The sequence below is a fragment of the Corynebacterium ihumii genome (genome assembly GCF_028609825.1).
In the GTDB taxonomy this organism is placed as follows: domain Bacteria; phylum Actinomycetota; class Actinomycetes; order Mycobacteriales; family Mycobacteriaceae; genus Corynebacterium; species Corynebacterium afermentans.
The window spans coordinates 610,097-635,183 of record NZ_CP063190.1 but is presented as its reverse complement, the minus strand read 5'-3'; the positions used below and the strand labels follow the sequence as shown (position 1 = coordinate 635,183).

Below are 25,087 nucleotides of genomic sequence, written 5' to 3'. Positions count from 1 at the left end.
ACTACTTGGCGGCCTCGAGCTGCTCGGAGATCTGGTTGAGAATCTCGGTGTAGGTGTAGATGGACTCGTTGGTGTAGGTGTCCGCCGGGGCGACGTAGACGTGGCCGTCCTTGACTGCGGTGACGTTCTTCAGCGGCGCGGAGTCATTGATCACGGACAGCGCCTCCGGGGATTCGGTGATGGACTTCACGCCCGCGTCGCGGTCAAGCACGAGCAGCCAGTCCGGGTTGGCGCTGGCGATGGCTTCGACGGAGATGTCGTCGCCCTGGTGGTCGTCGGAGGCGTTCTCCACCTCGAGCGCCGGGGTGAAACCAATCAGGTCGAACAGCGGGCCCCACACGCGGCCCACCCCCGGGGCGACGTAGCCGATCTCGCCGCCGGAGACGTTCAGGGCCATGACCTTCTGCTCCGGGTCGTAGGCGTTACGGGCGCGCTGGACAGCCTCGGTGAATTCCTGAACTGCCTGCTCAGCCTCGGCTTGCTTACCAAAGACGTCGCCCAGCTCCAGGGTCTGGCGGATGATCTCGCGGTCAATCGGCTCCCCGTCACGCGGCTCGAAGTCCAGCAACGTGGCGTCCGGGACCAGCTTCTGCAGTTCTTCGTCGAACGTTTCAAACCGCTGGCCGGAGATGATCACGTCCGGGTCGGCGGCGACGATGGCCTCCAGGTTCGGCTCGCGGTGGTTGCCAATGTTCACGATGTCCTCGTCGTCCGCGATACCCGGGATGGAATTCGGCACGATGTCGCGCGGCGCGGCGACAGGCTTGATGCCCCAGGAATCCAGAAGCTCGAAGGAGCGGTTATCCAGAGCGACCACCCGCTTCGGCGGGGTGGGCACGGTCTTCTCGCCGTAGTTGTCGGTAATTGTCACTGTGCCTTCGGAAGCATCATTGCTTGCCGACGCCCCTTCGGTCGCCACCGATTCCGAACCAGCGGCGGCATCCGTGCCAGACTCGCTGGTGGAGCATGCACCCAGCGCGAGGGCGCCGGCCGCGACGAGAGCGATGAGAGGGGTACGGGCGAAACGGGTCACGGTCGTCCTTCCTTCCATTCCATTAGGTAAGGGTTACCTGACCCACCTTAGGCTAACCAAACTTCGGGGCCAAACCCGCCCCCACTCTAAGCCTTCTCGATCACCGCAGCAAGCCCCTGACCACCGCCGATGCACATGGTCACGAGCGCACGCTGGGCGTCGGTCGGACAATTACTGGTAGTCGCGGCCGTGCATCTTCTGCAGCTCAATGCCGTGGCCCTGGCCCGCGAGGAACAGGGTTGACGCGTCGAGCTGGAACAGCTGCGGGTTGGACTGGAGCACCATCTTCAGGTCGTCGGCGTCTTTCTGTGCGCCCGGCTCGCACGCCATCTTGGTCTCAGTGAAGTCGCTGAGATGCAGCGCGCCTGTGTTGTCGATCTGGTACTTGGCGGTGCCGGAGTTGCAACCGTCGTTCAAGTGGAGCACACCATTTTCCCGGAAGTCCAGGGTGATGTTGGTGTTCTTCTTTGCCTGCAGCGTGGTGTCCAGCGCAGCGGTGAGGCGTTCATCCTTGAGCTGATCTGCACTTTCTGGGAGCTGCTGGATCACTTCGGAGCCGACCGAGTTTTCCGGTGCCGGTGCGGGTGTGCCGCCGAGGTCACCGAACAGGTTCGAGCTCATCTGTACGAATTGGTCGATGCTGGAGGCTTCGGGGCGCTCCTGGGCGTCGGCAGTTTCGACGCCGAGCAGGCCACCCGTGAGGGCGACGACTGCGGTCGTTGTGGACAACTTCCTTAGGGTCTTGGTCGAAGTAACCATGGCCATCACGCTACCGAGCGATTTCAGGCGAACAAGGGGCTCAAGGGAACTTCAACGTAACTCCACATTTGCGTTGACGCGGTTCATAGCTTCGCCGTACGCACTAGCGCTCTGTAAAAGCCAAAAACCCGCTGCCCAGAGGTGGGCAGCGGGAGGTGTAAGCGGCGTGGATTAGTTCGCAGCCGCCTTTGAGAATTCGATGGCCTTACCCTGGGCTGCCAGGGCAATCGTCTCGTTGTCGAGGCGGTACACCGACGGGTTCGAACGCAGGATGGACGTCAGCTCGTCCGCCTTGTTCATCTTGGTCGGGTCGCACAGGCGCTGCGTCTGGGCGATGGCCCCGACCTTCACGGCACCGGCGCTGTCAATGGAGTACCCGGCGCTACCGGCGTTGCAGCCGTCGAAGAAGGACAGCTTGCCGTCCGGGCCGAAGGTGACCGTCATGGACGCGTCACCCTTGACTGGCAGTGGCCCCTCCAGGGCAGCCTTCGCCTTCTCCGCGGACAGCGGCTTCGCGCCTTCCGGCAGATTCTTCAGCAGCATGTGGGACCCACCCTTGTTGATCACGGAGCCGCTAAACGCAGACCACCCCATCTGCGTCCAGCCCTCAATGTCGGCGGGACCGTTGGACGACATCTGCGCGTTGGCGGTGCCTGCGCCAATAAAGCCGCCGGCGAGGGCGGCGAGAGCGGTTGCTGCGGACAACGTCTTTACAGTCTTTGAGGTCATGAGCGCCAACCTACCTGGCTTTTAGCAGCACAAAAGGGCCCCTACGAAGCTTTTAAGCAACCTGGACACTCCTTTAACCCAACGGCCAGCGAGCGCTAGGGCGGCCTAGAAGAACACCACCTCGTCGCGCTCCAGCCACGCCCCCTTGCCGCTTTCAGAGTCCCAACAGGTCACGCCAGTTTCTTCCACCGCGCACACGAAGGGACCGTGGTTGACCACTTCGCCGTACTGCACAACCTCGGCGGATTCGCTGCCCGGGGGCCACACGGAGTCGTCGTAAAGCGGCGGCTCAGTTTGCTCGCGCGGGTAGCCACTGAGAATTTCCATCATCCACCTCGGCGTCCCCAGCTCACCGATGCCAAACTGCTCGCTTTCCATAAAGGACTTCACGCCGCAGTCGAACATCGGCTTGTCCGCCAGGTTCATCATGCAACCGATGTTGCCGGACGGGGTGACAAACAGCGCGTTCTGCACGGGACTATCGCCGATGCTCTTGAGCGTTCTGATCGGCCGCGCGTTGTCCGGGACGGGGCCGCCGGCACCCGGGTACGCCAGCGGGGTGCCGGGGATTTCGCCCTGCTTCTCGACGTGCTCCGCCTCCCCCGCCTCAGCAGCATCAGCCTGTTGCGCTGACTCCTCAGGCTCCGGCGCTTTCGCTTCCGGTGCCTCCACGGTTTCGGTCACCGTCACGTGCTGCGCCTCGGGCGCGCCACTGCAGCCGACGACCAAGAAAGTCGTAGCGGCGAGTGCTGCGATGGCGTTGCGATTCATGCCACCGGAGATTAAAGCCCGATTATTCGGTGCTGATTTGCACAGGCGTAAAAGTTCCTGTCGGCCTCCAGCCCGCAAACCCCGAGTAAGCCCTCCCGAGCAAGCGCCATTTTGGGCCGTAATAGGGGTCCTTCGCTCTGGGTTTGTGGTGCGGCCTGTCTGGGGCCGTGACAATCTGCGGAGGAGGCACTACCCCACTTGTTGATACGTCACCAAAAAGGAGTGTTGCGCAATGAAGGCATTCGGTTTCCTAAGCTTCGGGCACTACGCCTTCGGCGGCCAGCGCGGCCCGTCCGCGGAGAAGATCGCAAAGATCCACCTGGAGATCGCCCAGGCCGCCGACGAGATTGGCGTGAACAACGCCTCCTTCCGCGTCCACCACTGACCGCCTCGTTGCTCTCCTCTACCCACGAGTGCTCGATGCCCTCGGCATCCAATGGGACGAATCGACGGGCGGTATTCTCTCCGTCCTCGTCTTCGGCGCGGGGACAAACTACGCATTGTTGCTGATTTCGCGCTACCGGGACGAGCTCACCCAGTTCCACGACCGTTTCGAAGCCATGGCCCGGGCCTGGATCCCAACGCTGCGGACCACTGCAGCGTCCGCGTCGACGGTGATATTGGGTGTCTTGTGCTTGCTCGCGTCGCACACTCCGACGACCAGATCACTCGGGGCTGCGGCAGCGTTCGGTGTGGCGGTCGCTTTTCTTTTCGGCATGTTTGTGCTGCCCGGGGTCCTTCTCCTCTTCGGCAACTGGATCTTCTGGCCGCGGCGTCCAGAGGTGGGCGACGAGACGAACCACACGGTCTTCAACGCGGTCGGGCGTACGGTCCAACACCGGCCCGCCGCGATCCTGGCCGCTTCGCTTCTCGCCCTGGGGGTGATGTCCCTGGGCGCGACAAATATCGTCACCGGTCTTACCCAATCCGACCAGTTCATCGATACGCCAGAGTCCATCTCGGCGGCCCAGCAGCTCTCTGACGCTTACCCGGACATCTCGGCTACTCCAGCTGTTATTGCGACCGACGACATCGAGGGGACCACGCGGCGGCTGGAGGACGCCGGGCTGTCTCCCCGCCCGGCCGAGGATGGATTCCTCGAAGTCTCAGGTGCCACGACTGAAGAGCTGCGCTCACTCTTGGGAGGCTCCGGCGCGCTTGTCGGCGGCGGGGATGCCGAGCTCTACGACACCGAGACCGCCGCGGCGGAAGACCGTCGTCTCATCTTCCCCCTTGTGCTCAGCTTGATCTTCGGGGCGTTGCTCATCCTGTTGCGCTCGGTTGTGGCACCTCTGGTGATGACCGGGTCGGTCCTCCTTACCAATGTGGCAGCACTAGGACTGGGCTGGTGGTTGTCGCACCACCTGCTTGGGTTTGAACGTTTCGACTCCACGACGCCGCTCTATGCGTTTGTCTTCCTCGTCGCCCTCGGCATCGATTACTCGATCTTCCTGGTCACACGTGCACGTGAAGACTCGCGGGCCACTGGCACTCGTGCGGGCATTCTCTCCGCGCTCGGATCGACCGGTGCGGTCATCACCTCTGCCGGCATCCTCCTGGCTGCGGTGTTCGCGGCGCTCGGTGTGCTTCCGCTCGTGGTGTTGGCCCAGATAGGCATCGTGATCTGCATCGGCGTACTTCTAGACACGCTGATCGTACGCAGCTTGGTAGTTCCCGCCATCGTGCTGCTTTTCGGAGAAAAGTTCTGGTGGCCAGCGCGCCCCGCGTCGCTCGGCGCGCACGCCGAGACCAGCAACGAGCAGGCATAGGCCACACAGACAACCCCCGGTCGCAACGACCGGGGGTTTCGCACTCGGTGGAGCCGCCGGGAATTGAACCCGGGTCCTTCATCACCGCGCCAGGGCTTCTCCGTGCGCAGTTCGCGCAGTGCCTCTCATCGACCCTCCGGATCAGGCGAACATGTCCGGATGACGGGCCCAGTCAGTGAAAGGTGTCCCTTCCAAGGCCCCACTGACAGAGCCGGAAGGCAAGTCCCCTAAGTCGACGCCAGGTACCGGGTCGGGGACATCCCCGGCCTGACGGACACGCAGGTCGCTGAACCTTCTATTTAGGCAGCGAGGGCGTAGTCACGCTGAGAGTTCTTCTCTGCGTTTATTAGTTACAGCGACGCTTACGGTGGTCTCCTGCCTGCACCGGCACGCTTCCCCTGGCTAAGTAGATGAAGTCGAAACCAGAATCGACCCCTTCAACTACGAAGAAACGTAGGAGGTGGAACTTTACCGCACGCGTCCCAGAAGCACAAGAGGCTTTACGACGTCAACGCCGGACGCACCCGGAGGAACTCCACCACTGCGTCCGCGCCGGCATCCACGGCGAGGCGGGCCGCCTTGGCAACCTCGTCGGCCGCCATCTTCGGCCTGCCGTTGTCGCCAGCGAGCATGTCGGTGTCGGTGCGGCCCGGGTGCAGGGAGGTCACGCGCACCTTGCCTGCTTCCTCCTGCGCCAGGGACTCGGTGAAGCCGCGCAGGGCGAACTTGGACGCGCAGTAGGCGGAGTTTTCAGCCATGCCGTGGAATCCGGCGCCGGAGTTGATGGTGATGATGAGGCCGGAGGAACGTCGCAAGGCAGGAAGCAACGCACGGGTGAGCGTGACGGGGGCGAAGAGGTTGACCTCCATCATTTCGCGCCACGTGTCGTCGGTGAGCTCTTCCAGAGGGCCACCGTCCATCACACCGGCAGCAAGGACGAGGACGTCCAGCTCCTCGATGTTGGAGGCCGCTTCCAGGACGGCGTCGGTGTCGGTGAGGTCCGCCTCGAAGGGCTCTGCGCTGGGCAGGGAGGAAACGATGTCGGAGGCGTCCTTCGACGCGCCGGCGTAAATGTGGTGGTCCTTGCCCAGGTCCTCGGCGATGGCGCGGCCGATGCCGCGGGATGCTCCAGTAATCAGCGCCTTCTTCATAGGCACCCACCGTAGCGAATGCGAAGTTTAAGCTTTGATGCCCTTGAGCTTGCGGCCCAGGTCGCGGGTGATCTCGCGGTCCTCGGTGCGGCGCTTGATGTCGCGGCGTTTGTCGTAGTCCTGCTTGCCCTGCGCAAGGCCCAGCTCGACCTTCGCTCGGCCGTCCTTGAGGTAGAGCGACAGCGGGATCAGGGTGCGGTTGCCGTCGCGGACCTTGCCCTCCAGCGAGTCGATCTCCCGGCGGTGCAAAAGCAGCTTGCGGGTGCGGCGGGGCGGGTGGTTGGTCCAGTGGCCGCGGGAGTACTCCGGGATGTGCATGTTACGCAGCCAGACCTCGCCGTTGTCGATGGTGGCAAACGCCTCCACCAGCGAGACCTTGCCCTCGCGCAGCGCCTTGATCTCGGTGCCCTGCAGCACCAGCCCGCACTCCCAGGTGTCCAAGATGCGGTAGTCATGGCGAGCTTTCCGGTTGGTGGCAAGCACACCGGTGTTGGAAAGCTTCTGCTTCTTTTTCTTCTTGGACATAAGGCAGACGAGTCTACTACTTGCGCACGTAAGAGCGAAGCGCCACCTGCGCAGCCAGCCCGCCCAGCACCATGGCGACCAAGCCGACAAGCGGCATTACCGCCCACACAGTGCTGTCCGGCACGCGCGCGATGAGCTGGTTGGCGTACAGGTCCCCCAGCAGCGGATCCACGATGAGCTGCTTACCAGCCCACACGCCGATGGTGGCCAGCACCGCGCCGATGAGCACGGACAGCACCGCCTCCAGCACGAACGGCGCCTGGGTGAACCAGCGCGAGGCACCCACCATGCGCATGATGCCGATCTGCTCGCGGCGGTTGAAGGCGGCCAGCTGCACCATGTTGGAGATCAAAAACACCGCGGCCAACGCTTGCGCTGCGGCGACGGCGAAGGCCACGTTGCGGAACGTGTTCAGCGTCCCGGCGGCGGAGCGCACCGTGTCCGCCTGGTCGGAGATGACCTCCACTTGCTCCATGTCGCGGATCTTGTCCAGCGGCGAGGTATCCGTCGGGTCCGCCAGGCGCACGTGCAGCGCCGCCGGCAGGGCGTCCGGGGCGGTTTCGCGCACCAGCTCCGGCTCGGATTCCTGGAACAGTTCCTTGAAGCGCTCGTAGGACTGCTCGCGGGAGCGGAAAGTCACCTGCTCGACGTGGTCGTCCGCCTGCAGGGTGTCGCGAACCTGCTTGCAGCGGTCCGTGGAGCAGTCCTGGTCGCTGGCGGAGATGTCCTCGTCCAGCTCCACCATCACCTCGACGCGGTCCAGGTACAGGTCCTTGGTCTGCGTGGTGGCCTTGGAAATCAGCACTCCGGTGCCCACCAGCACCAGCGACAGCGCGGTGGTGATGATCAGCGCGATAGTCATGGTGAGGTTGCGGCCGAGGCCTTTGACACCCTCACGGAAAACAAACTCCCAGTTCACGGCTACCTCCTCACGTTCCCGTACACGCCGTTTTCCTCGTCGCGCACGATCTTGCCCAGCTGCAGTTCAACTACACGCTTGCGCATCTCGTCCACCGCTCGGGCGTTGTGCGTGGACATGATCACTGTGGTGCCCATGCGGTTGATGCGGGCGAGCAGTGCCATGATTTCGTCGGCGGTGCCGGGGTCGAGGTTGCCCGTTGGTTCGTCGCAAAGCATGAGCTTGGGCTTATCCACGAAAGCTCTCGCAATAGCCACGCGCTGCTGCTCACCACCGGACAGCTCCCGCGGCATGCGGTTGGCCTTGGCGCCGAGGCCGACGAGCTCGAGCGCGTCGGGGACGAGTTTGGCGATGCGGTTTTTCGGTTTGCCGATGACCTCGAGCGCGAACGCGACGTTGTCGTAGACGCTCAGGTTCGGCAGCAGGCGGAAGTCCTGGAACACGTAGCCGATGGATTGGCGCAGCTTATTTACCTGCTTGCCGGAAAGGGCGTTGACGTGGAAGTCGTTGAAGAAGATGTCGCCTGAAGAGACGTTTTCCTCCCGGATCAAAAGCTGCAGGAATGTGGACTTGCCGGAGCCGGACGCGCCAATGAGGAACACGAACTCGCCGTCGGGGATGTCGAGCGTGACGTTGTCGAGCGCGGGGCGCGTGGACGTCGGGTACGCCTTGGTCACATGGTCGAATCGGATCACGCGACACACCTTACCTGTTACCGATGTGACTGTAGTGGTTGTCGGCGGCGGGGTGGGGTTGGTCTGCGGACCTGGCCGCGCTCGCCGGTGCCGGATGCGACATTCGGCTTGTCGTATTTGTCACTCTCCCCAGGTCGCGCGAAAAGGCGATGTCATATCCGTCACCGCCGGGGCGCCCCCTCCCCTTACGCCTCCTGCTGCTGCGCCATGCGCCAGCGGATGCCGGCCTCCAGGAACCCGTCGATGTCGCCGTCGAGGACCTTCTGCGGGTCGCCGACCTCAAAGTCGGTGCGCAGGTCCTTGACCATCTGGTACGGGTGCAGGACATAGGAGCGCATCTGGTTGCCCCAGCTGGCGTTGCCGCCGGCGCCGAGCGCATCCATCTCGGCCTTCTCCTCCTGGCGCTTCTTCTCCAATAGCTTGGACTGCAAGACGTTGAGCGCTGAGGCTTTGTTCTGGATCTGGGACTTCTCGTTCTGGCAGGTCACCACAATGCCGGTGGGGATGTGGGTGATGCGCACTGCGGAGTCGGTGGTGTTCACGCTCTGCCCGCCGGGGCCGGAGGAGCGGTAGACATCGACGCGGATGTCGGAGTCGGGGATGTCGATGTGGTCGGTCTGCTCCACCACCGGCAGCACCTCCACCTCGGCGAACGAGGTCTGGCGGCGCGCCTGGTTATCAAACGGCGAGATGCGCACGAGCCGGTGCGCGCCCTGCTCCACCGACAGTTGGCCGTAGAGGTACTCGCCGTGCACCACGAACGTGGCGGACTTGATGCCGGCCTCCTCCGCATACGAGATGTCGTAGATGTCCACCTTGTGGCCTGCCTTTTCCGCCCATCGCACATACATGCGCATGAGCATTTCCGCCCAGTCGGCCGCGTCCACGCCGCCGGCGCCGGAGCGGATGTGCACCACGGCTTCGCGGGCGTCGTACTCGCCGGAGAGCATGGTCTGCACCTCCAGCGAATCGATCTGCGCGGCGACGTCTTCCAGCTCCTCGTCGGCCATGGATGTATCGCCTTCTTCTTCGGCGAGTTCGTACATCACCGGCAGGTCGTCGATACGCGAGCGAAGCGAGGCGACCTTCTTTAAGCGCGCCTGCACATTCGACAGCTCGGTGGTGACCTTTTGCGCGTGCGCTGGATCGTCCCACAGCGACGGATCCCCGGCTTGCGCCTCCAGCTCGCGGGCGCGCTCGCGCAGGACGTCCAGGTCCATCACCTTCTCAATGGTGGAAAGTGTGGAGCTTAAGTCCCTGATCCGCGTCTGAGTTTCCGGCTGCATAGGGGCAAAGTCTAGCGAACCGCCTGACGCGGCCACCAAAACGGGATACAGTGGCCTGCGACCCAACACGGGCGCCCGGGGCACCGGGCTGAGATCGCGCTTATGCCCGCGCGAGCACCGTTCGAACCTGTCTGGTTAGCGCCAGCGAAGGAAGGAGAAGGTCGTGGCTCACGACATCTATGCCCATGAAATCCACCCGAAGCACTCCTACGCCCCGATTGTGAAAGACGGGCTGGAGGTTCCGGAGACTGCGATCCAGCTGGATGATTCCCCCACAGGGCCAAACGAGCCGTTCAAGATCTACCGCACCCGCGGCCCGCACGCGGAGCCGGAGGTGGGCCTGCCCAGCCTGCGCGGCGAGTGGATCACCGCCCGCGGCGATGTGGAGGAATACGCGGGCCGCGAGCGCAATTTGCTTGACGACGGCCGCGCGGCCGTCAAACGCGGCGCCGCCAGCGAGGAATGGCGCGGCGAATCCCGCACGCCACTGCGGGCCAAGGACGGCCAGCGCGTGACCCAGATGGCGTACGCGCGCCGCGGGGAAATCACCCGCGAGATGGAGTTCGTGGCGCTGCGCGAGCACTGCGACGTGGAGAAGGTGCGCGAAGAAGTCGCCGCGGGGCGTGCGATCATCCCGAACAACGTCAACCACCCGGAAAGCGAGCCGATGATCATCGGCAACGCGTTTTTGACCAAGATCAACGCCAACATCGGCAACTCCGCGGTGACTTCCTCCATCCGCGAAGAGGTGGACAAGCTGCGTTGGGCCACCCGCTGGGGCGCGGACACCGTGATGGACCTGTCTACCGGAGATGACATCCACGCCACCCGCGAGTGGATCCTGCGCAACTCCCCCGTGCCGATCGGCACCGTGCCGATCTACCAGGCGCTGGAGAAGGTGGGCGGCGTCGCAGAGGACCTGACTTGGGAGATCTTCCGCGACACCGTGATTGAGCAGTGCGAGCAGGGCGTGGACTACATGACCGTGCACGCCGGCGTGCGCCTGCCGTACGTGCCGCTGACCTCCAAGCGCGTCACCGGCATCGTCTCCCGCGGCGGCTCGATCATGGCCGGGTGGTGCCTGGCGCACCACAAGGAGTCCTTCCTGTACGAAAACTTCGACGAGCTGTGCGAGATCTTCTCTCGGTACGACGTCGCATTCTCGCTTGGCGACGGCCTCCGCCCCGGCTCCGTGGCCGACGCCAACGACGCCGCCCAGTTCGCGGAACTGAAAACCATCGGCGAGCTGTGCAAGCGCGCCTGGGACTACGACGTGCAGGTGATGATCGAAGGCCCCGGCCACGTGCCGCTGAACATGATCCAGGTCAACAACGAAAAGGAAGAGCAGTGGTGCGGCGGCGCGCCGTTTTACACACTCGGCCCCCTGGTCACCGACATCGCGCCGGGCTACGACCACATCACCTCCGCCATCGGTGCGGCCAACATCGCGGCCGGCGGCACGGCGATGCTGTGCTACGTCACCCCGAAGGAGCACCTGGGCCTGCCCAACCGCGACGACGTGAAAACCGGCGTGATCACCTACAAGGTCGCCGCCCACGCAGCCGATGTGGCCAAGGGCCACCCGGGCGCGCGCGACTGGGACGACGCGATGAGCAAGGCCCGCTTCGAGTTCCGCTGGCACGACCAGTTCGCCCTGTCCCTGGACCCGGAGACGGCGCAGTCCTACCACGACGAGACACTGCCGGCCGAGCCCGCGAAGACGGCGCACTTCTGCTCGATGTGCGGCCCGAAGTTCTGCTCCATGCGCATCTCGCAGGACATCCGCGACGAGTTCGGCGACCAGATCGCGGACCTTGGCATGCCGTCGTTCGACTTCGACGCCGACTCCCCGGCCGCATCCTCCGACGCGCGTGAGGGCGAGCAGGAGATGGCGCGCGAATTCCGCGACTTGGGCTCGAACGTGTACCTCAAGGAGGGCGAGGAGTCCCCGACTGCGCCATAATGGCCGCGTGACCGATACGCAGCAGTTTATTTCCGACCACCGCAACGATTCCGACGCCGAGCTCGCAGCCGCGCTCGTGCGCCACGCCGGCCAGCTCGCGCTGCGCATGCGCGGCCAGGGCCTGGACGCGGAGGTGAAAACCTCCGTCTCCGACGTGGTCACGGAAGCCGACCGCACCGCGGAGCGCTTCGTGGCCGAGGCGCTTCAGGCGCTGCGTGGCGACGACGGCGTGATCGGCGAGGAGGGCGCTTCCCGCCCGTCCGCCACCGGCCGCACGTGGGTGATCGACCCGGTGGACGGCACTTACAACTTCTCGCAGGGCTCGGATTACTTCTGCTCGGCGCTCGCGCTTGTAGACGACAACTCCGCCCACACCCCCGCCATCGGCGCCGTACACCGGCCCGCCACGGCCACCACGTGGATCGCGGCGGACGGCACGGCCACGCGCGACGGGGTGGAGCTTCGGGGGCTGGCGGAGTCGTCGTTAAGCGAAAGCGCGGTGGTGACCTACCTGCACCCCACCTTCATGGCCAACGACGGTGTGCGCGAGGCGTGGCTGCGCGTGGTCTCCGGCGCGGCGACGATGCGCATGATGGGTGCCGGTTCTGTTGACCTGTCGAATCTCGCGTCTGGGCAGATGGGCGCATGGCTGCAGCACACCGTGCCGGACTGGGATTGGTTGCCGGGCAAGGCACTGGTCGAGGCCGTCGGCGGCCGGTGCACGAAGGTCGATGCCGGTGGCGTGACCTGGTGCGTTGCCGGCAACCCGCGGATCGTGGACGAGATTGCCGAGCGCCTGCGCGGCTAGCTGCCCGGGCTACGGCAAGCGGAACCCGCCGGGGATGTCGCCGAGCACGGCGTCCATGCGCAGCGCACCCGTCGGCGCGTGCAGCGGGCCCTGCAGCGGGGTGCGGCAAGCCACGTTGAACGGCGGGCCCCAGATGCCGCCGTTGATCATGCCGATCACGCGGTCGCCCACCATCAGCGGCGCGCCCGAGTCGCCCTGCATGGCGCAGACCTGGTTGGTGTTGCGCTGTTCCCAATCGGTGTAGGTGTGGCCGCAGGTGGTGCCGGAGGCCACGCCGGTCTTGCACACCACGCCGCCCGGCTTCACCGGTGCGCCGCCCAGGTGGTTGACGGTGACACCGTTGTAGGAGCGGGTGACCTCGGTGTTGTCGGCGAGCGTGATCACGGCGTAGTCCAGCTCGCGGTTGACATGTTTGATTGTGCCGGTGCGGCCGAGCTGCCAGGAGTCCGCGGAGCGCACGGCGTCGCCGACGTTGCCGCAGTGGCCGGCGGTGACGGCGATTTTCTCGCCGCGGTCGTTGTAGCCGGCAGCCGTGGTGGTGCACATGACTTCCTTGCCGGGTTCGGAGCCGACGTAGAGCGGGGTGCTCGGGCCGTAGAGGGCGCGGCCGCGTCGCATCGCCTCATCGGACTCGGCCGGGGTGCGCGGGGCGTCAAAGAAGGAGCCGGGAACGCGGTGCAGGACCTTGTCCGCCATGGGCTTTCCGGCCAGGGCTTTGGACACCGGGTCGGTGCGCCACACGTAGTTGAGCAGGTCGCCCACCGGCGCCTCCGCCTGCTGGGCGTGCGCCGCAGGGCTGCCGATAGCCGCCGAGGTGGCAATCAGAAACGCGGCGGTAAGCAGGCGGGCGGCGGACGAGCGACGCATAGCAACCCCAATCACATTGGCAACATGAGTATCAACAGAGACATTCAACCACATCCCTTTCCTTCGCGGGCCAGTAACCGCAAACGTGGCTGATGCGGGGCTGAGGCGGTACCTTGAGCCCATGCACGAAGCCGTCAACGCCGAACAGCACCAGCCCCAGCAGCAGCGCCCCCGCCTGATCGTCCCGGATCTCGCGCGCGGCACCGCCCTGTTGGGCATCGCGATGGCCAACGCCGCCCAGGCGTGGGTGATCAACGATTGGTCTGAGGACCAGTCCCGGGTGGGCTGGTCCGTGGGCGGTGTGCGCCCGGACAGCGTGATCGACCAGGTAAGCGCCGTCTTCGCCGCCATGTTCATCCACGTGCGCGGCCTGCCGATGTTCTCCACGCTGCTGGGCTTCGGCTTCGGCCTGGTGGCGGCCAGCTTGTACCGCAAGCACTACCCCGCCAAGCAGGCCCGCCGCGTGCTGTACCGCCGCTACGGCGCGCTGGCGCTGTTCGGCGCGGCCCACATGTTCTTGCTGTTCTACGGCGACATCATGTTCAACTACGGGCTGGTGGGCATACTGCTCGCCGCGATGCTCACGCTCAGTTCGAAAACGCTGCGCATCATCGCCTACACCATCCTCGGCCTGTTCACGGCCTTCGGCGTCGCTGGCGGCATCGCCTCGTTCTACTTCGACGCCTCCGGCGGCTTCAACCAGACCGAATCCACCGTCACCTTCGACACCTTCGGGGAGTATTTCTCGTCCAACCTGGACATGGCGCTTGGGCTGCTGGCCGTGCAGCCGTTCGCTGCGGCGCAGCTGTTATCGCTTGCCATCATCGGCTACGTGTGGGCGCGGGAGCAGGTGCTTACCGACGTCCACGCGCACCGCCGCACCCTCATCACCTGGAGCATCATCACCGGGCTGATCGTGCTGTGCGTCGGTCTGCCCTGGGGCTTGGCGGCCGCGGGCGTGCTACCGGACGAGTGGGAGCTGCCGCTGTTCGTGCTCAACCAGGCGCTCGGTTACCTCACCGGCCCGGGCATCCTGGCGCTGCTCGCGCTGGCCACAGACGAGCTGAACAACCAGGTCCCGGGTTGGGCGCGTGCGTTCGTGGCGCTGGGCAAGCGATCCATGTCGGGGTATCTCGCGCAGTCGTTCTTCTTCATCGCGATTTGCACCCCGGCGTTTTTGGGCATCGGCCTGGACGCCTCGGTAACCGGCAAGCTCATCATCGGTTTTGTGGTGTGGTTGATTTCCCTGCTGCTGGCGGTGGTGCTGGACCAGGCGGGCAAGCAAGGCCCGTTCGAGTGGGCACACCGCCACCTCTCCTACGGCAAGACGGGAAGGATTGAGCCGAAATATGATCAGCCTCAAATCACTGCATGAGATGACTCCCATGCAGGTCCACCAGCTGTACAAGCTGCGCGTGGACGTCTTCGTGGCCGAGCAGAACTGCCCCTTCAACGAGATCGACGACCAAGACGCCGCCCCTGAGACTCGTCACATCCTCGCCTTCGACGGCGAGACGTTGGCCGGCTGCGCCCGCGTCTTCCCCACCGAGAACGGCTCGCGCTTCGGCCGGTTTGTGGTTCACCCTGATTTCCGCGGGTCCGGCCTTGGACCGGAGATCGTGCGCACCGGCATCGAATACACCGAGCGCTTCGACGGCGACCTCATCGTGGAGGCCCAGTCCGGCCTGGTGGGCTACTACGAGCAGTTCGGGCTTGTTGCCGAGGGCGACGAGTTCCTCGACACCGGCGTCCCGCACAGAACAATGCGGCTGGCCCGCTAGGGGCTCAAGCCGCATCGCCGTTGCAGGTTAACCTGCTACTGGTCGGACCTGCGGTCGTCGACAAGCGTGTCGTTCTCGCCGCTGCGATCCAACCTGAAGCCCTCCGGGAACTTCCAGGAATCGTCCTCCGCGTCGTACTCGAGCTCGGGGCGCTCGACCTCGTTGCCTTCCGAGTCGTAGCCCGGGGCCGGCTTGTTTTCGCCCTCCTCGAGCTTTTCTGCGGTGTCGGTCTTCTCCCAGGTGCGGGAGCGGGTCTTGCGCGCGGCGGCGGAGTCGTCGTTCATCGCCTTTATTAGCGAGTACATCATGACGAAGTACATGAAGAAGAACGGCAGCGCGATGATGATCACCACTTGCTGCAGGGCCTCAATGCCGGAGTCGTTGATAAACAGCAGCGCGCAGGTGACCAGGCCCACGGCCACGACCCAGCCCACACGGTAGAAGGTGGGCGACTTGTTCTCCTCGCCGGAGGCGAACATGTCCACCACTAGGGCGGCGGAGTCCATGGAGGTGACAAAGTAGAACACGATCACCACAAGTGCCACGGTGCCGGTGACGGCGTACAGCGGGTACTCCGCAAGCAGGGTAAATAGCGCCTGTGGGGTGTCCCCTTCCTCCACCACCGGAGTAGTAAGCACGCCGGGGTCCTTTTCCTCCATGTCAATGGCCGCGCGGCCGAAGATGGAAAACCAGATCAGGTCGAAGGTGGTGGGCAGAAGCAAGGTGCCGCCGATGAACTCGCGCACGGTGCGGCCGCGGGAGATGCGGGCGAAGAACATGCCCACAAACGGCGACCAGCAGATCGTCCACGCCCAGTAGAAGGCCGTCCAGGTGGCGTGCCAGCCCGGGTTGTCGTTGTAGGAGTCCACCCAGAACATCAGCTCCGGCAGCGACTGCGCATAGATGCCGAAGGACTCGGTGATCTGGCCGAGCAGCTTCAGCGTGGGGCCGGTGAGCAGCACGAAGATCATCAGCAGGATCGTGCCGGCGATGTTCAGGTTGGACAGGATCTTCACGCCTTTGTCCAGGCCGGTGGCCACCGAAATCGAGGCGGCGAGGGTGATCGCGCAGATGATGCCGATTTGTACGGGGGTGACCAGTGGGACGTCCCAAAGAATGTTCATGCCCGCAGAAATCTGCAGCACGCCCAGGCCCACGGACACGGCGAGGCCAAAAACGGTGCCGATGATGCCTAGGGCATCGAGCAGCTTGCCCGGGGTGTCGTACACCTTGCCACCGAGCAGCGGCGAGAACATCGACGACATACGCGCGGGCATTTTCCGCTTATATACGAAGTACCCCACGGCCAGACCCGGCAGCGTGAAGATGACCCACATGTGGATGCCGAAGTGGTAGTAGGTGAACTGGAACGCCTGGATAATCGCCTCGCGGCTCATAGAGTCGTAGCCCCCGCGCGGCGGGTTGTAGGCGTGGTTCAGCGGCTCGGCCGCGCCCCAGAACAACAGCGTTGCACCCATGCCGGCGGCGAACAGCATGGCAAACCAGACGGGGTAGGAATACTCCGGCTCGTCGTCGTCATCGCCCAGGCGAAGGTTGCCGTAGCGGGAGACGAACACCACGATGAGGAAGATCAGCGTGGCCGAAACGCCGCCGACGTAGAGCCACGTGAAGTGGTCCATCAGCCAGCCGGAGATGTCCGCGTAGGTTTGGCGGGCCCGGTCGCCGAACGCCAGGGTGGCTACGACGAACACCAGGATGAAACCCAGCGCGGAGAAGAAAATAAGGGGATCAGATTGCAAACGGCGTGTGCGCGCCATGTTTGGTCCTAACTAGATTTTTGGCCGAGTTAACGGCCGGGCTTGATCAGCGTGCCGGCGAGCGAGGACGTGACCGCGGAACCCACCAGCACTCCGATGGTGTAGAGGATCCCGGTCACCCCCAGCATCTGCAGCAGCCATCCGAAAAACAGCGCGCCAACGACGGCGCCGGCGATTGCGACGACCCAGCGTCCCATAGTGAAAACCTTCCTCAAGCTTTATCGAGAGATCTACGGTCTGTTCGCACCACGGTACCGATTTGCTAGGCTCAGCCTCTGCAACGCGGGTGTGAGAGGGATGAAAAACCGTGGAAAACAACGAGCAAAAACTCCTTGAGCGATTCATGTGGCTTTCCATCGCCGCATCGGTGCTGACCATTGTGTTGAAGGCCACTGCCGCCTGGGTGACGGGCTCTGTGGGCTTCCTTTCAGACGCCATCGAATCCGGCATCAACCTCATTGCTGCCGCGGTGGGCCTGTGGGCGCTGAAGCTGTCGGCGAAGCCCGCGGACGCGAACCACCACTTCGGCCACGCCCGCGCCGAATATTTCTCCGCCCAGGTGGAGGGCTCGCTGATCCTGCTGGCGTCTGTAGCGATCATCTACACCGCCGTGGACCGGTTGATACACCCGGTGCCGGTGGAGCAGCTCGGCATCGGCCTGGCATTTTCCGTCGTGGTCACCATTCTCAACGGCGTCGTCGGAGTGGCGCTCATCCGTGCGGGCAAGAACTACCGCTCCACCACCCTGGATGCCGACGGGCACCATTTGCTCACCGACGTCTGGACCACCGTCGGCGTCATCGTCGGCATGGCGCTGGTGTGGCTGACCGGCTGGCAGCCTCTGGACCCGATCGTGGCGCTGGTCGTGGGCGCGAACATCATGTTCACCGGCTACAAGCTGCTCAAGGGCGCAATCCTGGGCCTGCTGGCAGAGTCGCTGCCGAAGGAAGAAAACCAGATCGTCCACGCCTACCTGGATGAGTACGCCGCCGCCAACGGCGTGAAGTTCACCTCAGTGCGCACCACCGCCGCCGGCCGCGAGCGCATGGTCAACCTGGTCATGCAGGTCCCCGGCGGCTGGACGGTCGACCGCGCCCACGACCACGCCGACGAGGTGGAGATCGGCGTGGCCGAATCACTCGGCGGCGCGGAGACGATCGTCCACGTGGAGCCGCTGGGGCATCCCACCCGCACCGGCCCGCTGACGGTCTAGGACCGCGCTGTTAGTCTCGCAGGCATGTTCGCTGCACTACTCATCGCCGAGGTTGCATTTTGGGGCTGCCTCTTCCTTGGCTTGCTCGTGCGCTACACCTTCAAAAAGCCACAGCTCGGCTTGTGGCTACTCGCGATGACACCGGCAATCGACTTTCTGCTGCTTATCTACGCAGCCTACGATTTGCATAAATCAGGTCAGGCTGACTTTTTCCACGGCTTCTCGGCGTTTTACGTGGTGTTTTCTGTCGTGTTCGGGCGGGATCTCATCGCCATGATGGACCGTAAGTTCTCCGGTGCCGAGGACAAGTCGGAGCAGACCGGCGGCTTGGGCATGTGCGTGCTCGCCAGCGCCATCACTGCCCTTGTCCTGGCCGGGCTGATCGCGATCACTGGAAAAGCAGGAAGTTTTTGGCTGCTGTACTGGCTGATCGCCGTCGTGTTCACGCCGTTGATGTGGTGGGGCATCGACCTCTGGAAAGCGCGTCGCGGATCGAAGTAGTAACCCGCGCGGATCTGCTAGTTCCCTTTTTGGCCAACTAGCAGATCAAGTGTCCGACTTTGTGTTTCCCCAGGTGTTATTGGAACTGAACCCCAGCAACAGCGCCATCTGCTAGTTCCGTTTTCGAGCAACTAGCAGATCCGCAAATCACCGCCCGCAACAGCCCCACCGGGACCTCGAAAACGCATAGGCTTGCTTCCATGGCTGATTCGATCAAGGATCCCGAGCTCTACGAGGCCCTGCTACGCGAGGGCAACTCCAAGTCCAAGGCCGCCGCGATCGCCAATGCAGCAGCGCGCGACGGCCGCTCCGCAGTCGGCGAGCGCGGCGGCGAGTCCGGCTCCTACGAGGACTGGACCAAGGACGAGCTGTACGCCCGCGCCCAGGAGCTCGACATCGAGGGCCGCTCCGAGATGACCAAAGACGAGTTGATCGAGGCTCTGCGTGACTAAGCTGCCCCTCGACCTGCGCTGTTACTTCGTCACCGGCCAGGGCCCAGACGTCGTGGAGCGCGCCCGCCAGGCCGCCGCCGGCGGCGCGGGCGTGATCCAAGTCCGCTCGAAGCCGATCACCGCCCGCGAGCTCTACGCACTCTCCCGCGCCGTCGCAGAAGCGGTCCACTCCGTCAACCCGCGGACACATGTGCTTATCGACGACCGCGCCGACGTCGCCGCTGCCCTCCGCAACCAGGGCATCTCCGGCGTCCACATCGGCCAGGATGACCTGGACGTGCGGGTGGTACGCGAGCTGCTTGGCCCGGGCGCGATCATCGGCCTGACCACCGGCACCTTGGAGCTGGTCCAGGCCGCCAACGAGCACAAGGGCGTCATCGACTACATCGGCTGCGGGCCGTTTCGTGCCACCCCGACGAAGGATTCCGGCCGCGCCCCGATCGGGCTGGACGGCTACCCGGATTTGGTGGCCGCCTCTAAGCTGCCGCTGGTGGCCATCGGCGACGTCACCGCCGACGACGCCTACGACCTGGCTCGGGCGGGCGTGGATGGGCTGGCCATCGTGCGCGGCATCATGCACGCCGACGACGCGAAGGCGTACTGCGAGCGTGTGATCGCCGAGTTCGAGCGAGGTGCCCAGGCCCGCGCTGCCACGAGCCAGCCACACGCACAAACCCAGAGGAAGCACCCCTGAGTAAGGCCGAAATTAGGGCAAACTCGTGCTTTGTTCCTCAGGGGCTGTGCGCACGGGCGTCGCTGAGGTCTGGCTGAACCACACGAAACTCGCTTCCACACCGACACGAACGCGCTACCCTGTCAAGCGTGAATGTTTCGGTCGTCGGCGCAGGAATTATCGGCCTGGCCACCGCGCTTACCCTCGCGGACCGCGGCCACACGGTCACGGTCCACGACCCTGAGCCCGCCTCCGGGGCCTCCCATCACGCGGGTGGCATGCTCGCCCCGACTGCGGAGGTGGTGTACAAGCAGGATCCCCTCTTCCCGCTGATGCGCGCGTCCGCGGAGTGGTACCCGGACCTGATCGAACTCACCGCGAAGTACACGGACCTGCCCACGGGTTACCGCACGGACGGCACCCTCGTGGTCGCCCGCGACATCGCGGACAAGACCCACCTGAACGAGCTGCGCGAGTACCAGTCCCGGCACGGCATGGCGGTGGACAAGCTCACCGTGCGTCAGGCCCGGAAGCTCGAGCCGGCGCTCTCCCCCGCCATCAACGGCGCTGTCAGCATCGACGGCGACCACCAGGTGCAGCCCCGTCTGTTTACGCGTGCGCTTATCCGCGCCTGCCGGTCCGCGGGCGTCACCTTCACCACCGACCGCATTGACAGCCTCGACCAGCTCGGCAACGCCGACCAGGTCGTCGTCGCCAACGGCCTCGGCGCAAGCCAGCTCGTGGAAGGCCTGGACCTGCGCCCGGTGTACGGCGACGTGCTGCACGTGCGGGTGCCGCAGCACCAGTACCCGCTGCTTACGCGGGTGGTCCGCGGGTTTGTGGAGGACCGCCCCGTCTACCTCATCCCCAGAAAGGACGGCACGTTGACCATCGGCGCGACCACCCGCGAGGATGGCCGCGGTAAGCCCCAGGTCCAGGGCATCCACCAGCTGTTGCGCGATGCCATCGAGCTCGTCCCGGCGCTGGAGGAGTGCGACTTCGTCGAGGCCACCGCGGGCGCGCGCCCCGGCACGCCGGATGACCTGCCTTACCTCGGCCGCATCGACGAGCGCACGGTCGTGTCCACCGGTTACTTCCGGCACGGGATTTTGTTGGCGGGGTTGGGGGCGAGGGTTGGGGCGGAGCTCGTCGATAGGCAGGGGCCCTCAATAGACTTGTCCGCGTGCGACCCGAGGAGGCATTCATGAACATCACGCTCAACGGAGAAGCGGCCACCACCGCCGCCACGACGGTAGAGGAACTCGTGGCGGAGGTCGGCGCGCCCGCCGACGGCACCGCGGTGGCCATCGACGGTGAGGTCGTGCCGCGCTCGCAGTGGGGGCGCAAGCTTCACGACGGCTGCGCCGCCGACATCCTCACCGCAGTGCAAGGAGGCTAAACGTGCTGGAGATTGCCGGAAAGCAGTTTGGCTCGCACCTGATCATGGGAACGGGCGGGGCAAGCTCCTTTGACATGCTGGAGCAGGCGCTTGAAGCCTCCGGCACGGAGCTGACCACGGTGGCGATGCGCCGCCACTCCGCCAAAACTGACGGCGGTGAGAGCGTGTTCGACCTGCTCAAGCGCTTAAAAATCGCGCCGCTGCCGAACACCGCCGGCTGCCGCACCGCGCGCGACGCGGTGATCACGGCGAAGCTGGCGCGCGAGGCACTGGGCACAGACTGGGTGAAACTGGAGGTCATTGCGGACGACCGCACGCTGCTTCCCGATGTGGTGGAGACCGTGGACGCCTGCGAGATGCTCGTGGACGAGGGCTTTACCGTGCTGGCCTACACCTCCGACGACCCGGTGGCCGCCAAGCGCTTAGAGGATTTGGGGGCGGCGGCGGTGATGCCGCTGGGCTCGCCGATCGGCACTGGGCTTGGAATCCTCAACCCGCACAACATCGAGTTGATCTGCTCGCGCGCGGAAGTGCCAGTGCTTATCGACGCCGGCGTGGGCACCGCCTCTGACGCATCGCTCGCTATGGAGCTGGGCTGCTCGGGCGTGCTGCTGGCGAGCGCGGTGAACCGCTGCCAGGACCCGGTGGCCATGTCCCAGGCCATGCGGCACGCGGTGGAGGCCGGCAGACTGGCGCGCGCCGCCGGGCGGATTCCGAAGCGCGAGCACGCCGTGGCGTCCTCCACCTTCGACGGGCTGGCCAGCTGGGCAGACGAGGTTTTGTAAGTGCTGCCCGAGCGAGAACTCAAGCGCACCGCGCGCCAGATGAACCTGCGCGGCTTCGGCCCGGAACAGCAGCAGCGGCTTTACGACGCCCACGTGCTGGTCATCGGCGCGGGCGGGTTGGGCTGCCCCATCATGCAAACGCTGGCCGCCACAGGTGTCGGCCGCATCACGGTGTGGGACGACGACACGGTGGATCTGACCAACATCCACCGCCAGATCCTCTTCGGCGCTTCTGATGTGGGCCGCAGCAAGGTCGACGTGGCCGCCGAAAGGTTGCGCGCCCTGCAGCCGGACATCCAGGTCACGGCCGTAAACGACCGACTCAGCCCCGACAACTTCATCGAGGCGCTCGAGGGCATCGACCTGGTCATCGACGGCTCCGACACCTTCGCCACCAAATTCCTCGCCGCCGATGCCGCCGAGGTCACCGGCACGCCGCTGCTGTGGGGCTCAGTGCTGCGCTACCGCGGCGACATCGCCCTGTGGCACTCCGGCCCCGGCGCGCCCGCGGACGGGGTCGGTCTTCGTGACCTCTACCCCACCCAGCCGGACGCGGATTCCGTGCCGGATTGCGCCACCGCCGGCGTGCTCGGCGTGACCACCTCGGTGGTCGGCTCGCTCATGTCCACTGAGGCGGTGAAGTTCCTCGCCGGCATCGGCGAGGTTCAGGCGGGCAGGCTGCACATGTACGACGCGCTTTCCGCCACGATGCGCCGCTTCACCGTCACCCGCGACCCGGCGCGCGAACTCGCCACGCACTTGGGCACCTACACCGAGGCGTGTTCGGCAAGCACCGAAGGGCAATCGCTTTTCGACGCCCTCACGGCCCACCACCTGCCCTCCCTCGATGTACGCGAACCGCACGAGAAAGCGATCGCGGATCTGCCCGTGCCGGGGATGAACCTCCCGCTCAGCGAGGTGGAGCGGGATCCGGAGGCGGTATCGAGGGCGCTTGCGCAGTTCTCGCCCGGCGACGAGGTTGTTGTGTATTGCGCTGGTGGTGTGCGCTCCGAAGGATTCGTCGATAGGCATGGCGCCCTGGCGGAAACTTTGGGGATTTCTTTGAAATCTTTGCCCGGAGGCGTGCAACGCTGGACATAAACTGCAATACTTTTGTCATGCAGATCACAAAGACCGCCCCCATTGTTGCCACCGCCACTTTCATCGCCGCCGCTGCCACGCTCGCACCGGCCGCATCCGCCAACAGCGCCGCCTACTCCAACACCGCAGGCGACGTTCGCTGTGAGATCTACCAGGTCCAGGGCACCACGAAAACCATCTGCGTGTCCGACCCCGCACGCAAGGCTCAGCCGGAGTGCAACCCGCCGGAGCAGCTCGCCCCGGCCGTGAGCGTCGGTGACGGATCCACCGCTGTCCACTGCTGGAACCAGGGCTTTACCAACCCGCCCCAGAAGTTGAACCCGCTGCAGGTCAAGCAGCTCGGCTCCGCCTACATCGCCCCTGATTTCTCGGGCAACCTGTACGTGGCGGACATTGCCACCCGCGCGATCATCCGCGCCGGCGCCACCAACCAGGTGCTGTTCAAGCTCTAAACCCAAATACACGAACGCCCGTTCGACTCAGGAGGTTTCCGTGTCGAGCGGGTTTTTATAATGTCCGCTTGTTCCCCCACAACCGCATAAAGGAGGCGCCCTTGGGCGAGATACTAAGAGCCGCCGTGTACTGCGCAAAAGCGCCGTCGCTCTTCCCCCGAGAACTGCATCGCGCGGAACGCTGACGATCACTCAGGACCTGTTCTGGACACCGACGGCACCGTGCGCGAGGCCCGCAGGGGTTACCTGCGAGGCCTGGGAGATCCGAAAGACAAGCTCGGGCTGAAGGCGAACATGCTGGAAACCCGCATGTTCATCTTCACTGCCACGGGCTGGATCCAACCCGTGGACGGCCCGGAGCACGACGGCGCATACCAGCTCAACGTGCCTCGCCTGCAGCGGCTGCTCGACGCGGCTGAGGCAGCGATGGCCACCGGTGAGCCAGACGCGGACACCATCGCCGAAGCGGACCGGGAGCTGCCCGGCGACTTTGACGCGCAAGCCCCGGAACTGGCGGACCAGGTGGACCGCCTGCTGGTCCACAACCCGGCCATGTAGGCCCGCTTCCCCACCCACCCACTGGTGGTTCAATGGGACGCATGAAATTTCTTGCACTGTCCACCAGCGTCCACCGTTACGAGAGCTCCGGCATCCACACCGGCATGTGGCTCGGCGAATTCACCCACTTCTACGACGTACTCACCGCCGCCGGCCACGAGGTCACCCTCGCCAGCGTCGACGGCGGCGCCGTACCCATCGACCCGGTGAGCCTGAAAACCCCGGTCATCCAGATGGGCGGGACGAACAAGCGTTACGAGGACCCGGAGTTCATGTCGCTTCTCGACGACACCCCGGCCATCGCGGACGTCACCCTCGACGACTACGCCGGCATCTTCCTCATCGGCGGCCACGGCACCATGTTCGACTTTTCCAACGACGAGGTGAAAAAGGCCGTCGCTTACTTCGCCGACAACGACAAGATCGTCTCCGCGGTGTGCCACGGCCCTTGCGGTCTTCTCGACGTCACGCTGGCCAACGGGACAAAGCTTCTCGACGACCGCACCGTCACCGGCTACTCCTGGACCGAAGAAAAGCTAGCCAACCGCACCGACGAGGTCCCGTTCAGTCTGGAGGACAGACTGCGCGAGCAGGCCAGCGAGTACACCACCGCCAAGATCCCGATGACCAAGCACGTGGTTGTCGACGGCAACCTCATCACTGGCCAGAACCCCATGAGCGCCGCCGGCGTCGGCGAAGCGGTGCTGAAGGTGGTTGGGTAAAACTAATCAGGATAAGACGGTGTAGCCGGCCTCCTCGATGGCCCGGCGAACCATCTCCGGAGGTACGACACCGGTGACCGTGACGGTGGAAACACCACCAGCAACGAGATCAATCTGGACGTCGTCGACCTGGGGGAGGGCCTGAAGGGCCTGGGTCACGCTTTTCGCGCAGTGCCCGCAGGTCAGACCGGTGACCTGGTAGCTAGGGGAGGACCCTCCTGCTGACGAGTCGCTGGCGGCAGGGATGGAGGCGGTGTCGACATGTGAGGCAGGTCCACAACAGCTGCAGCCATGGGAGGCCATTGGCAAGAGGCGGGGCGGGGGGGTTGGTCATGGGAAAGCTCCTATGGGTCGGTGGGATGCGGTAACGCTCGTAGCATATACCCCCCCCGGGGTA

29 protein-coding genes, 1 other RNA gene and 1 pseudogene are annotated in these 25,087 nt (G+C 64.9%); 17 read left to right on the top strand and 14 right to left on the bottom strand.

Annotation, left to right across the window (positions count from 1 at the left end; genetic code table 11):
* Position 1 precedes the first annotated feature (1 nt).
* From CIHUM_RS03200 to CIHUM_RS03180, 4 genes are all read right to left on the bottom strand, one after another.
* Positions 2 to 1,051 carry a siderophore ABC transporter substrate-binding protein gene (locus tag CIHUM_RS03200; protein WP_051106281.1) on the bottom strand — a complete coding sequence of 350 codons (1,050 nt, stop codon included), beginning with the start codon at positions 1,049 to 1,051 and terminating at the stop codon, positions 2 to 4.
* Between the two features lie 153 nt (positions 1,052 to 1,204).
* Positions 1,205 to 1,792 (bottom strand): META domain-containing protein, encoded by a 588-nt coding sequence (locus CIHUM_RS03190; RefSeq protein WP_158293363.1) that lies wholly within the window; start codon positions 1,790 to 1,792, stop codon positions 1,205 to 1,207.
* A gap of 171 nt (positions 1,793 to 1,963) precedes the next feature.
* A complete protein-coding gene (locus CIHUM_RS03185; RefSeq protein ID WP_034997649.1) occupies positions 1,964 to 2,521 on the bottom strand; it encodes an META domain-containing protein in 558 nt (185 codons plus the stop codon).
* A 105-nt stretch (positions 2,522 to 2,626) separates the two neighbouring features.
* Positions 2,627 to 3,292, bottom strand: a complete 666-nt coding sequence (locus CIHUM_RS03180; RefSeq protein WP_034997646.1) for a hypothetical protein — start codon at positions 3,290 to 3,292, stop codon at positions 2,627 to 2,629.
* Positions 3,293 to 3,524: 232 nt separating this feature from the next.
* On the opposite strand from CIHUM_RS03180, the pseudogene CIHUM_RS03175 reads away from it, so the two are divergent.
* Positions 3,525 to 3,674, top strand: a pseudogene (locus CIHUM_RS03175) (LLM class flavin-dependent oxidoreductase); the annotation flags it as partial.
* A 31-nt stretch (positions 3,675 to 3,705) separates the two neighbouring features.
* Entirely contained in the window at positions 3,706 to 5,061 is a 1,356-nt protein-coding gene (locus CIHUM_RS03170; protein WP_081634370.1) for an MMPL family transporter, read from the top strand.
* 45 nt (positions 5,062 to 5,106) lie between these two features.
* Here CIHUM_RS03170 and ssrA read toward each other — a convergent pair.
* From ssrA to prfB, 6 genes are all read right to left on the bottom strand, one after another.
* Positions 5,107 to 5,497: a transfer-messenger RNA gene (ssrA, locus tag CIHUM_RS03165) on the bottom strand.
* Positions 5,498 to 5,561: 64 nt separating this feature from the next.
* Positions 5,562 to 6,212, bottom strand: coding sequence for an SDR family oxidoreductase (locus tag CIHUM_RS03160; RefSeq protein WP_034997644.1), 651 nt, complete (start codon positions 6,210 to 6,212; stop codon positions 5,562 to 5,564).
* A 27-nt stretch (positions 6,213 to 6,239) separates the two neighbouring features.
* Entirely contained in the window at positions 6,240 to 6,737 is a 498-nt protein-coding gene (gene smpB, locus CIHUM_RS03155) for an SsrA-binding protein SmpB (protein ID WP_034997641.1), read from the bottom strand.
* Between the two features lie 16 nt (positions 6,738 to 6,753).
* Entirely contained in the window at positions 6,754 to 7,656 is a 903-nt protein-coding gene (gene ftsX / locus CIHUM_RS03150; protein WP_034997639.1) for a permease-like cell division protein FtsX, read from the bottom strand.
* A gap of 2 nt (positions 7,657 to 7,658) precedes the next feature.
* Positions 7,659 to 8,351, bottom strand: coding sequence for a cell division ATP-binding protein FtsE (ftsE, locus tag CIHUM_RS03145; RefSeq protein WP_034997637.1), 693 nt, complete (start codon positions 8,349 to 8,351; stop codon positions 7,659 to 7,661).
* 185 nt (positions 8,352 to 8,536) lie between these two features.
* Entirely contained in the window at positions 8,537 to 9,637 is a 1,101-nt protein-coding gene (gene prfB / locus CIHUM_RS03140) for a peptide chain release factor 2 (protein ID WP_034997634.1), read from the bottom strand.
* Positions 9,638 to 9,800: 163 nt separating this feature from the next.
* Here prfB and thiC point away from each other — a divergent pair, with 163 nt between their 5' ends.
* Entirely contained in the window at positions 9,801 to 11,600 is a 1,800-nt protein-coding gene (gene thiC / locus CIHUM_RS03135; protein WP_034997631.1) for a phosphomethylpyrimidine synthase ThiC, read from the top strand.
* A 7-nt stretch (positions 11,601 to 11,607) separates the two neighbouring features.
* Entirely contained in the window at positions 11,608 to 12,408 is an 801-nt protein-coding gene (locus CIHUM_RS03130) for an inositol monophosphatase family protein (protein ID WP_243427122.1), read from the top strand.
* Positions 12,409 to 12,417: 9 nt separating this feature from the next.
* Here the strand turns inward: CIHUM_RS03130 and CIHUM_RS03125 are convergent, their stop codons facing one another.
* Entirely contained in the window at positions 12,418 to 13,275 is an 858-nt protein-coding gene (locus tag CIHUM_RS03125; protein ID WP_034997629.1) for a chymotrypsin family serine protease, read from the bottom strand.
* Between the two features lie 121 nt (positions 13,276 to 13,396).
* Here CIHUM_RS03125 and CIHUM_RS03120 point away from each other — a divergent pair, with 121 nt between their 5' ends.
* Together CIHUM_RS03120 and CIHUM_RS03115 are read left to right on the top strand one after the other, a co-directional pair.
* On the top strand, positions 13,397 to 14,650 hold the full coding sequence (locus CIHUM_RS03120; RefSeq protein ID WP_051106280.1) for a DUF418 domain-containing protein: 1,254 nt from the start codon (positions 13,397 to 13,399) through the stop codon (positions 14,648 to 14,650).
* A gap of 1 nt (position 14,651) precedes the next feature.
* Positions 14,652 to 15,056, top strand: coding sequence for a GNAT family N-acetyltransferase (locus CIHUM_RS03115; RefSeq protein ID WP_243427121.1), 405 nt, complete (start codon positions 14,652 to 14,654; stop codon positions 15,054 to 15,056).
* Between the two features lie 35 nt (positions 15,057 to 15,091).
* On the opposite strand, the gene CIHUM_RS03110 is transcribed toward CIHUM_RS03115, so the two are convergent.
* Positions 15,092 to 16,834 (bottom strand): BCCT family transporter, encoded by a 1,743-nt coding sequence (locus CIHUM_RS03110; protein ID WP_081634369.1) that lies wholly within the window; start codon positions 16,832 to 16,834, stop codon positions 15,092 to 15,094.
* Positions 16,835 to 16,863: 29 nt separating this feature from the next.
* The gene (locus CIHUM_RS03105; RefSeq protein WP_034997626.1) at positions 16,864 to 17,031 is read right to left on the bottom strand and encodes a hypothetical protein; all 168 of its coding nucleotides are present in this window, start codon (positions 17,029 to 17,031) and stop codon (positions 16,864 to 16,866) included.
* 146 nt (positions 17,032 to 17,177) lie between these two features.
* On the opposite strand from CIHUM_RS03105, the gene CIHUM_RS03100 reads away from it, so the two are divergent.
* From CIHUM_RS03100 to CIHUM_RS03050, 11 genes are all read left to right on the top strand, one after another.
* Complete coding sequence (locus tag CIHUM_RS03100) at positions 17,178 to 18,047, top strand: cation diffusion facilitator family transporter (RefSeq protein WP_051106307.1); 870 nt, start codon at positions 17,178 to 17,180, stop codon at positions 18,045 to 18,047.
* A gap of 24 nt (positions 18,048 to 18,071) precedes the next feature.
* Positions 18,072 to 18,548 (top strand): hypothetical protein, encoded by a 477-nt coding sequence (locus CIHUM_RS03095; RefSeq protein WP_034997612.1) that lies wholly within the window; start codon positions 18,072 to 18,074, stop codon positions 18,546 to 18,548.
* 200 nt (positions 18,549 to 18,748) lie between these two features.
* Positions 18,749 to 19,000: a DUF7218 family protein gene (locus tag CIHUM_RS03090; RefSeq protein WP_034997609.1), complete on the top strand. Its 252-nt coding sequence runs from the start codon at positions 18,749 to 18,751 to the stop codon at positions 18,998 to 19,000.
* Position 19,001: 1 nt separating this feature from the next.
* Entirely contained in the window at positions 19,002 to 19,694 is a 693-nt protein-coding gene (locus CIHUM_RS03085) for a thiamine phosphate synthase (protein ID WP_034997956.1), read from the top strand.
* A 119-nt stretch (positions 19,695 to 19,813) separates the two neighbouring features.
* Positions 19,814 to 20,881 carry a glycine oxidase ThiO gene (gene thiO / locus CIHUM_RS03080; RefSeq protein ID WP_034997607.1) on the top strand — a complete coding sequence of 356 codons (1,068 nt, stop codon included), beginning with the start codon at positions 19,814 to 19,816 and terminating at the stop codon, positions 20,879 to 20,881.
* On the top strand, positions 20,878 to 21,072 hold the full coding sequence (gene thiS, locus CIHUM_RS03075; RefSeq protein WP_034997604.1) for a sulfur carrier protein ThiS: 195 nt from the start codon (positions 20,878 to 20,880) through the stop codon (positions 21,070 to 21,072). Before thiO ends, thiS begins: the two co-directional genes overlap by 4 nt.
* Positions 21,073 to 21,074: 2 nt before the next feature.
* Complete coding sequence (locus tag CIHUM_RS03070) at positions 21,075 to 21,857, top strand: thiazole synthase (protein ID WP_034997602.1); 783 nt, start codon at positions 21,075 to 21,077, stop codon at positions 21,855 to 21,857.
* Positions 21,858 to 22,958 (top strand): ThiF family adenylyltransferase, encoded by a 1,101-nt coding sequence (locus CIHUM_RS03065; protein WP_034997600.1) that lies wholly within the window; start codon positions 21,858 to 21,860, stop codon positions 22,956 to 22,958. It abuts the gene before it with no gap.
* 17 nt (positions 22,959 to 22,975) lie between these two features.
* Positions 22,976 to 23,410, top strand: coding sequence for a hypothetical protein (locus CIHUM_RS03060; protein WP_051106279.1), 435 nt, complete (start codon positions 22,976 to 22,978; stop codon positions 23,408 to 23,410).
* Between the two features lie 222 nt (positions 23,411 to 23,632).
* A complete protein-coding gene (locus CIHUM_RS03055) occupies positions 23,633 to 23,968 on the top strand; it encodes a hypothetical protein (protein ID WP_034997593.1) in 336 nt (111 codons plus the stop codon).
* Positions 23,969 to 24,009: 41 nt separating this feature from the next.
* Positions 24,010 to 24,690 (top strand): type 1 glutamine amidotransferase domain-containing protein, encoded by a 681-nt coding sequence (locus CIHUM_RS03050; RefSeq protein ID WP_187370373.1) that lies wholly within the window; start codon positions 24,010 to 24,012, stop codon positions 24,688 to 24,690.
* Positions 24,691 to 24,696: 6 nt separating this feature from the next.
* Here the strand turns inward: CIHUM_RS03050 and CIHUM_RS03045 are convergent, their stop codons facing one another.
* Positions 24,697 to 24,993, bottom strand: a complete 297-nt coding sequence (locus CIHUM_RS03045) for a heavy-metal-associated domain-containing protein (protein ID WP_034997590.1) — start codon at positions 24,991 to 24,993, stop codon at positions 24,697 to 24,699.
* Positions 24,994 to 25,087: the final 94 nt, after the last annotated feature.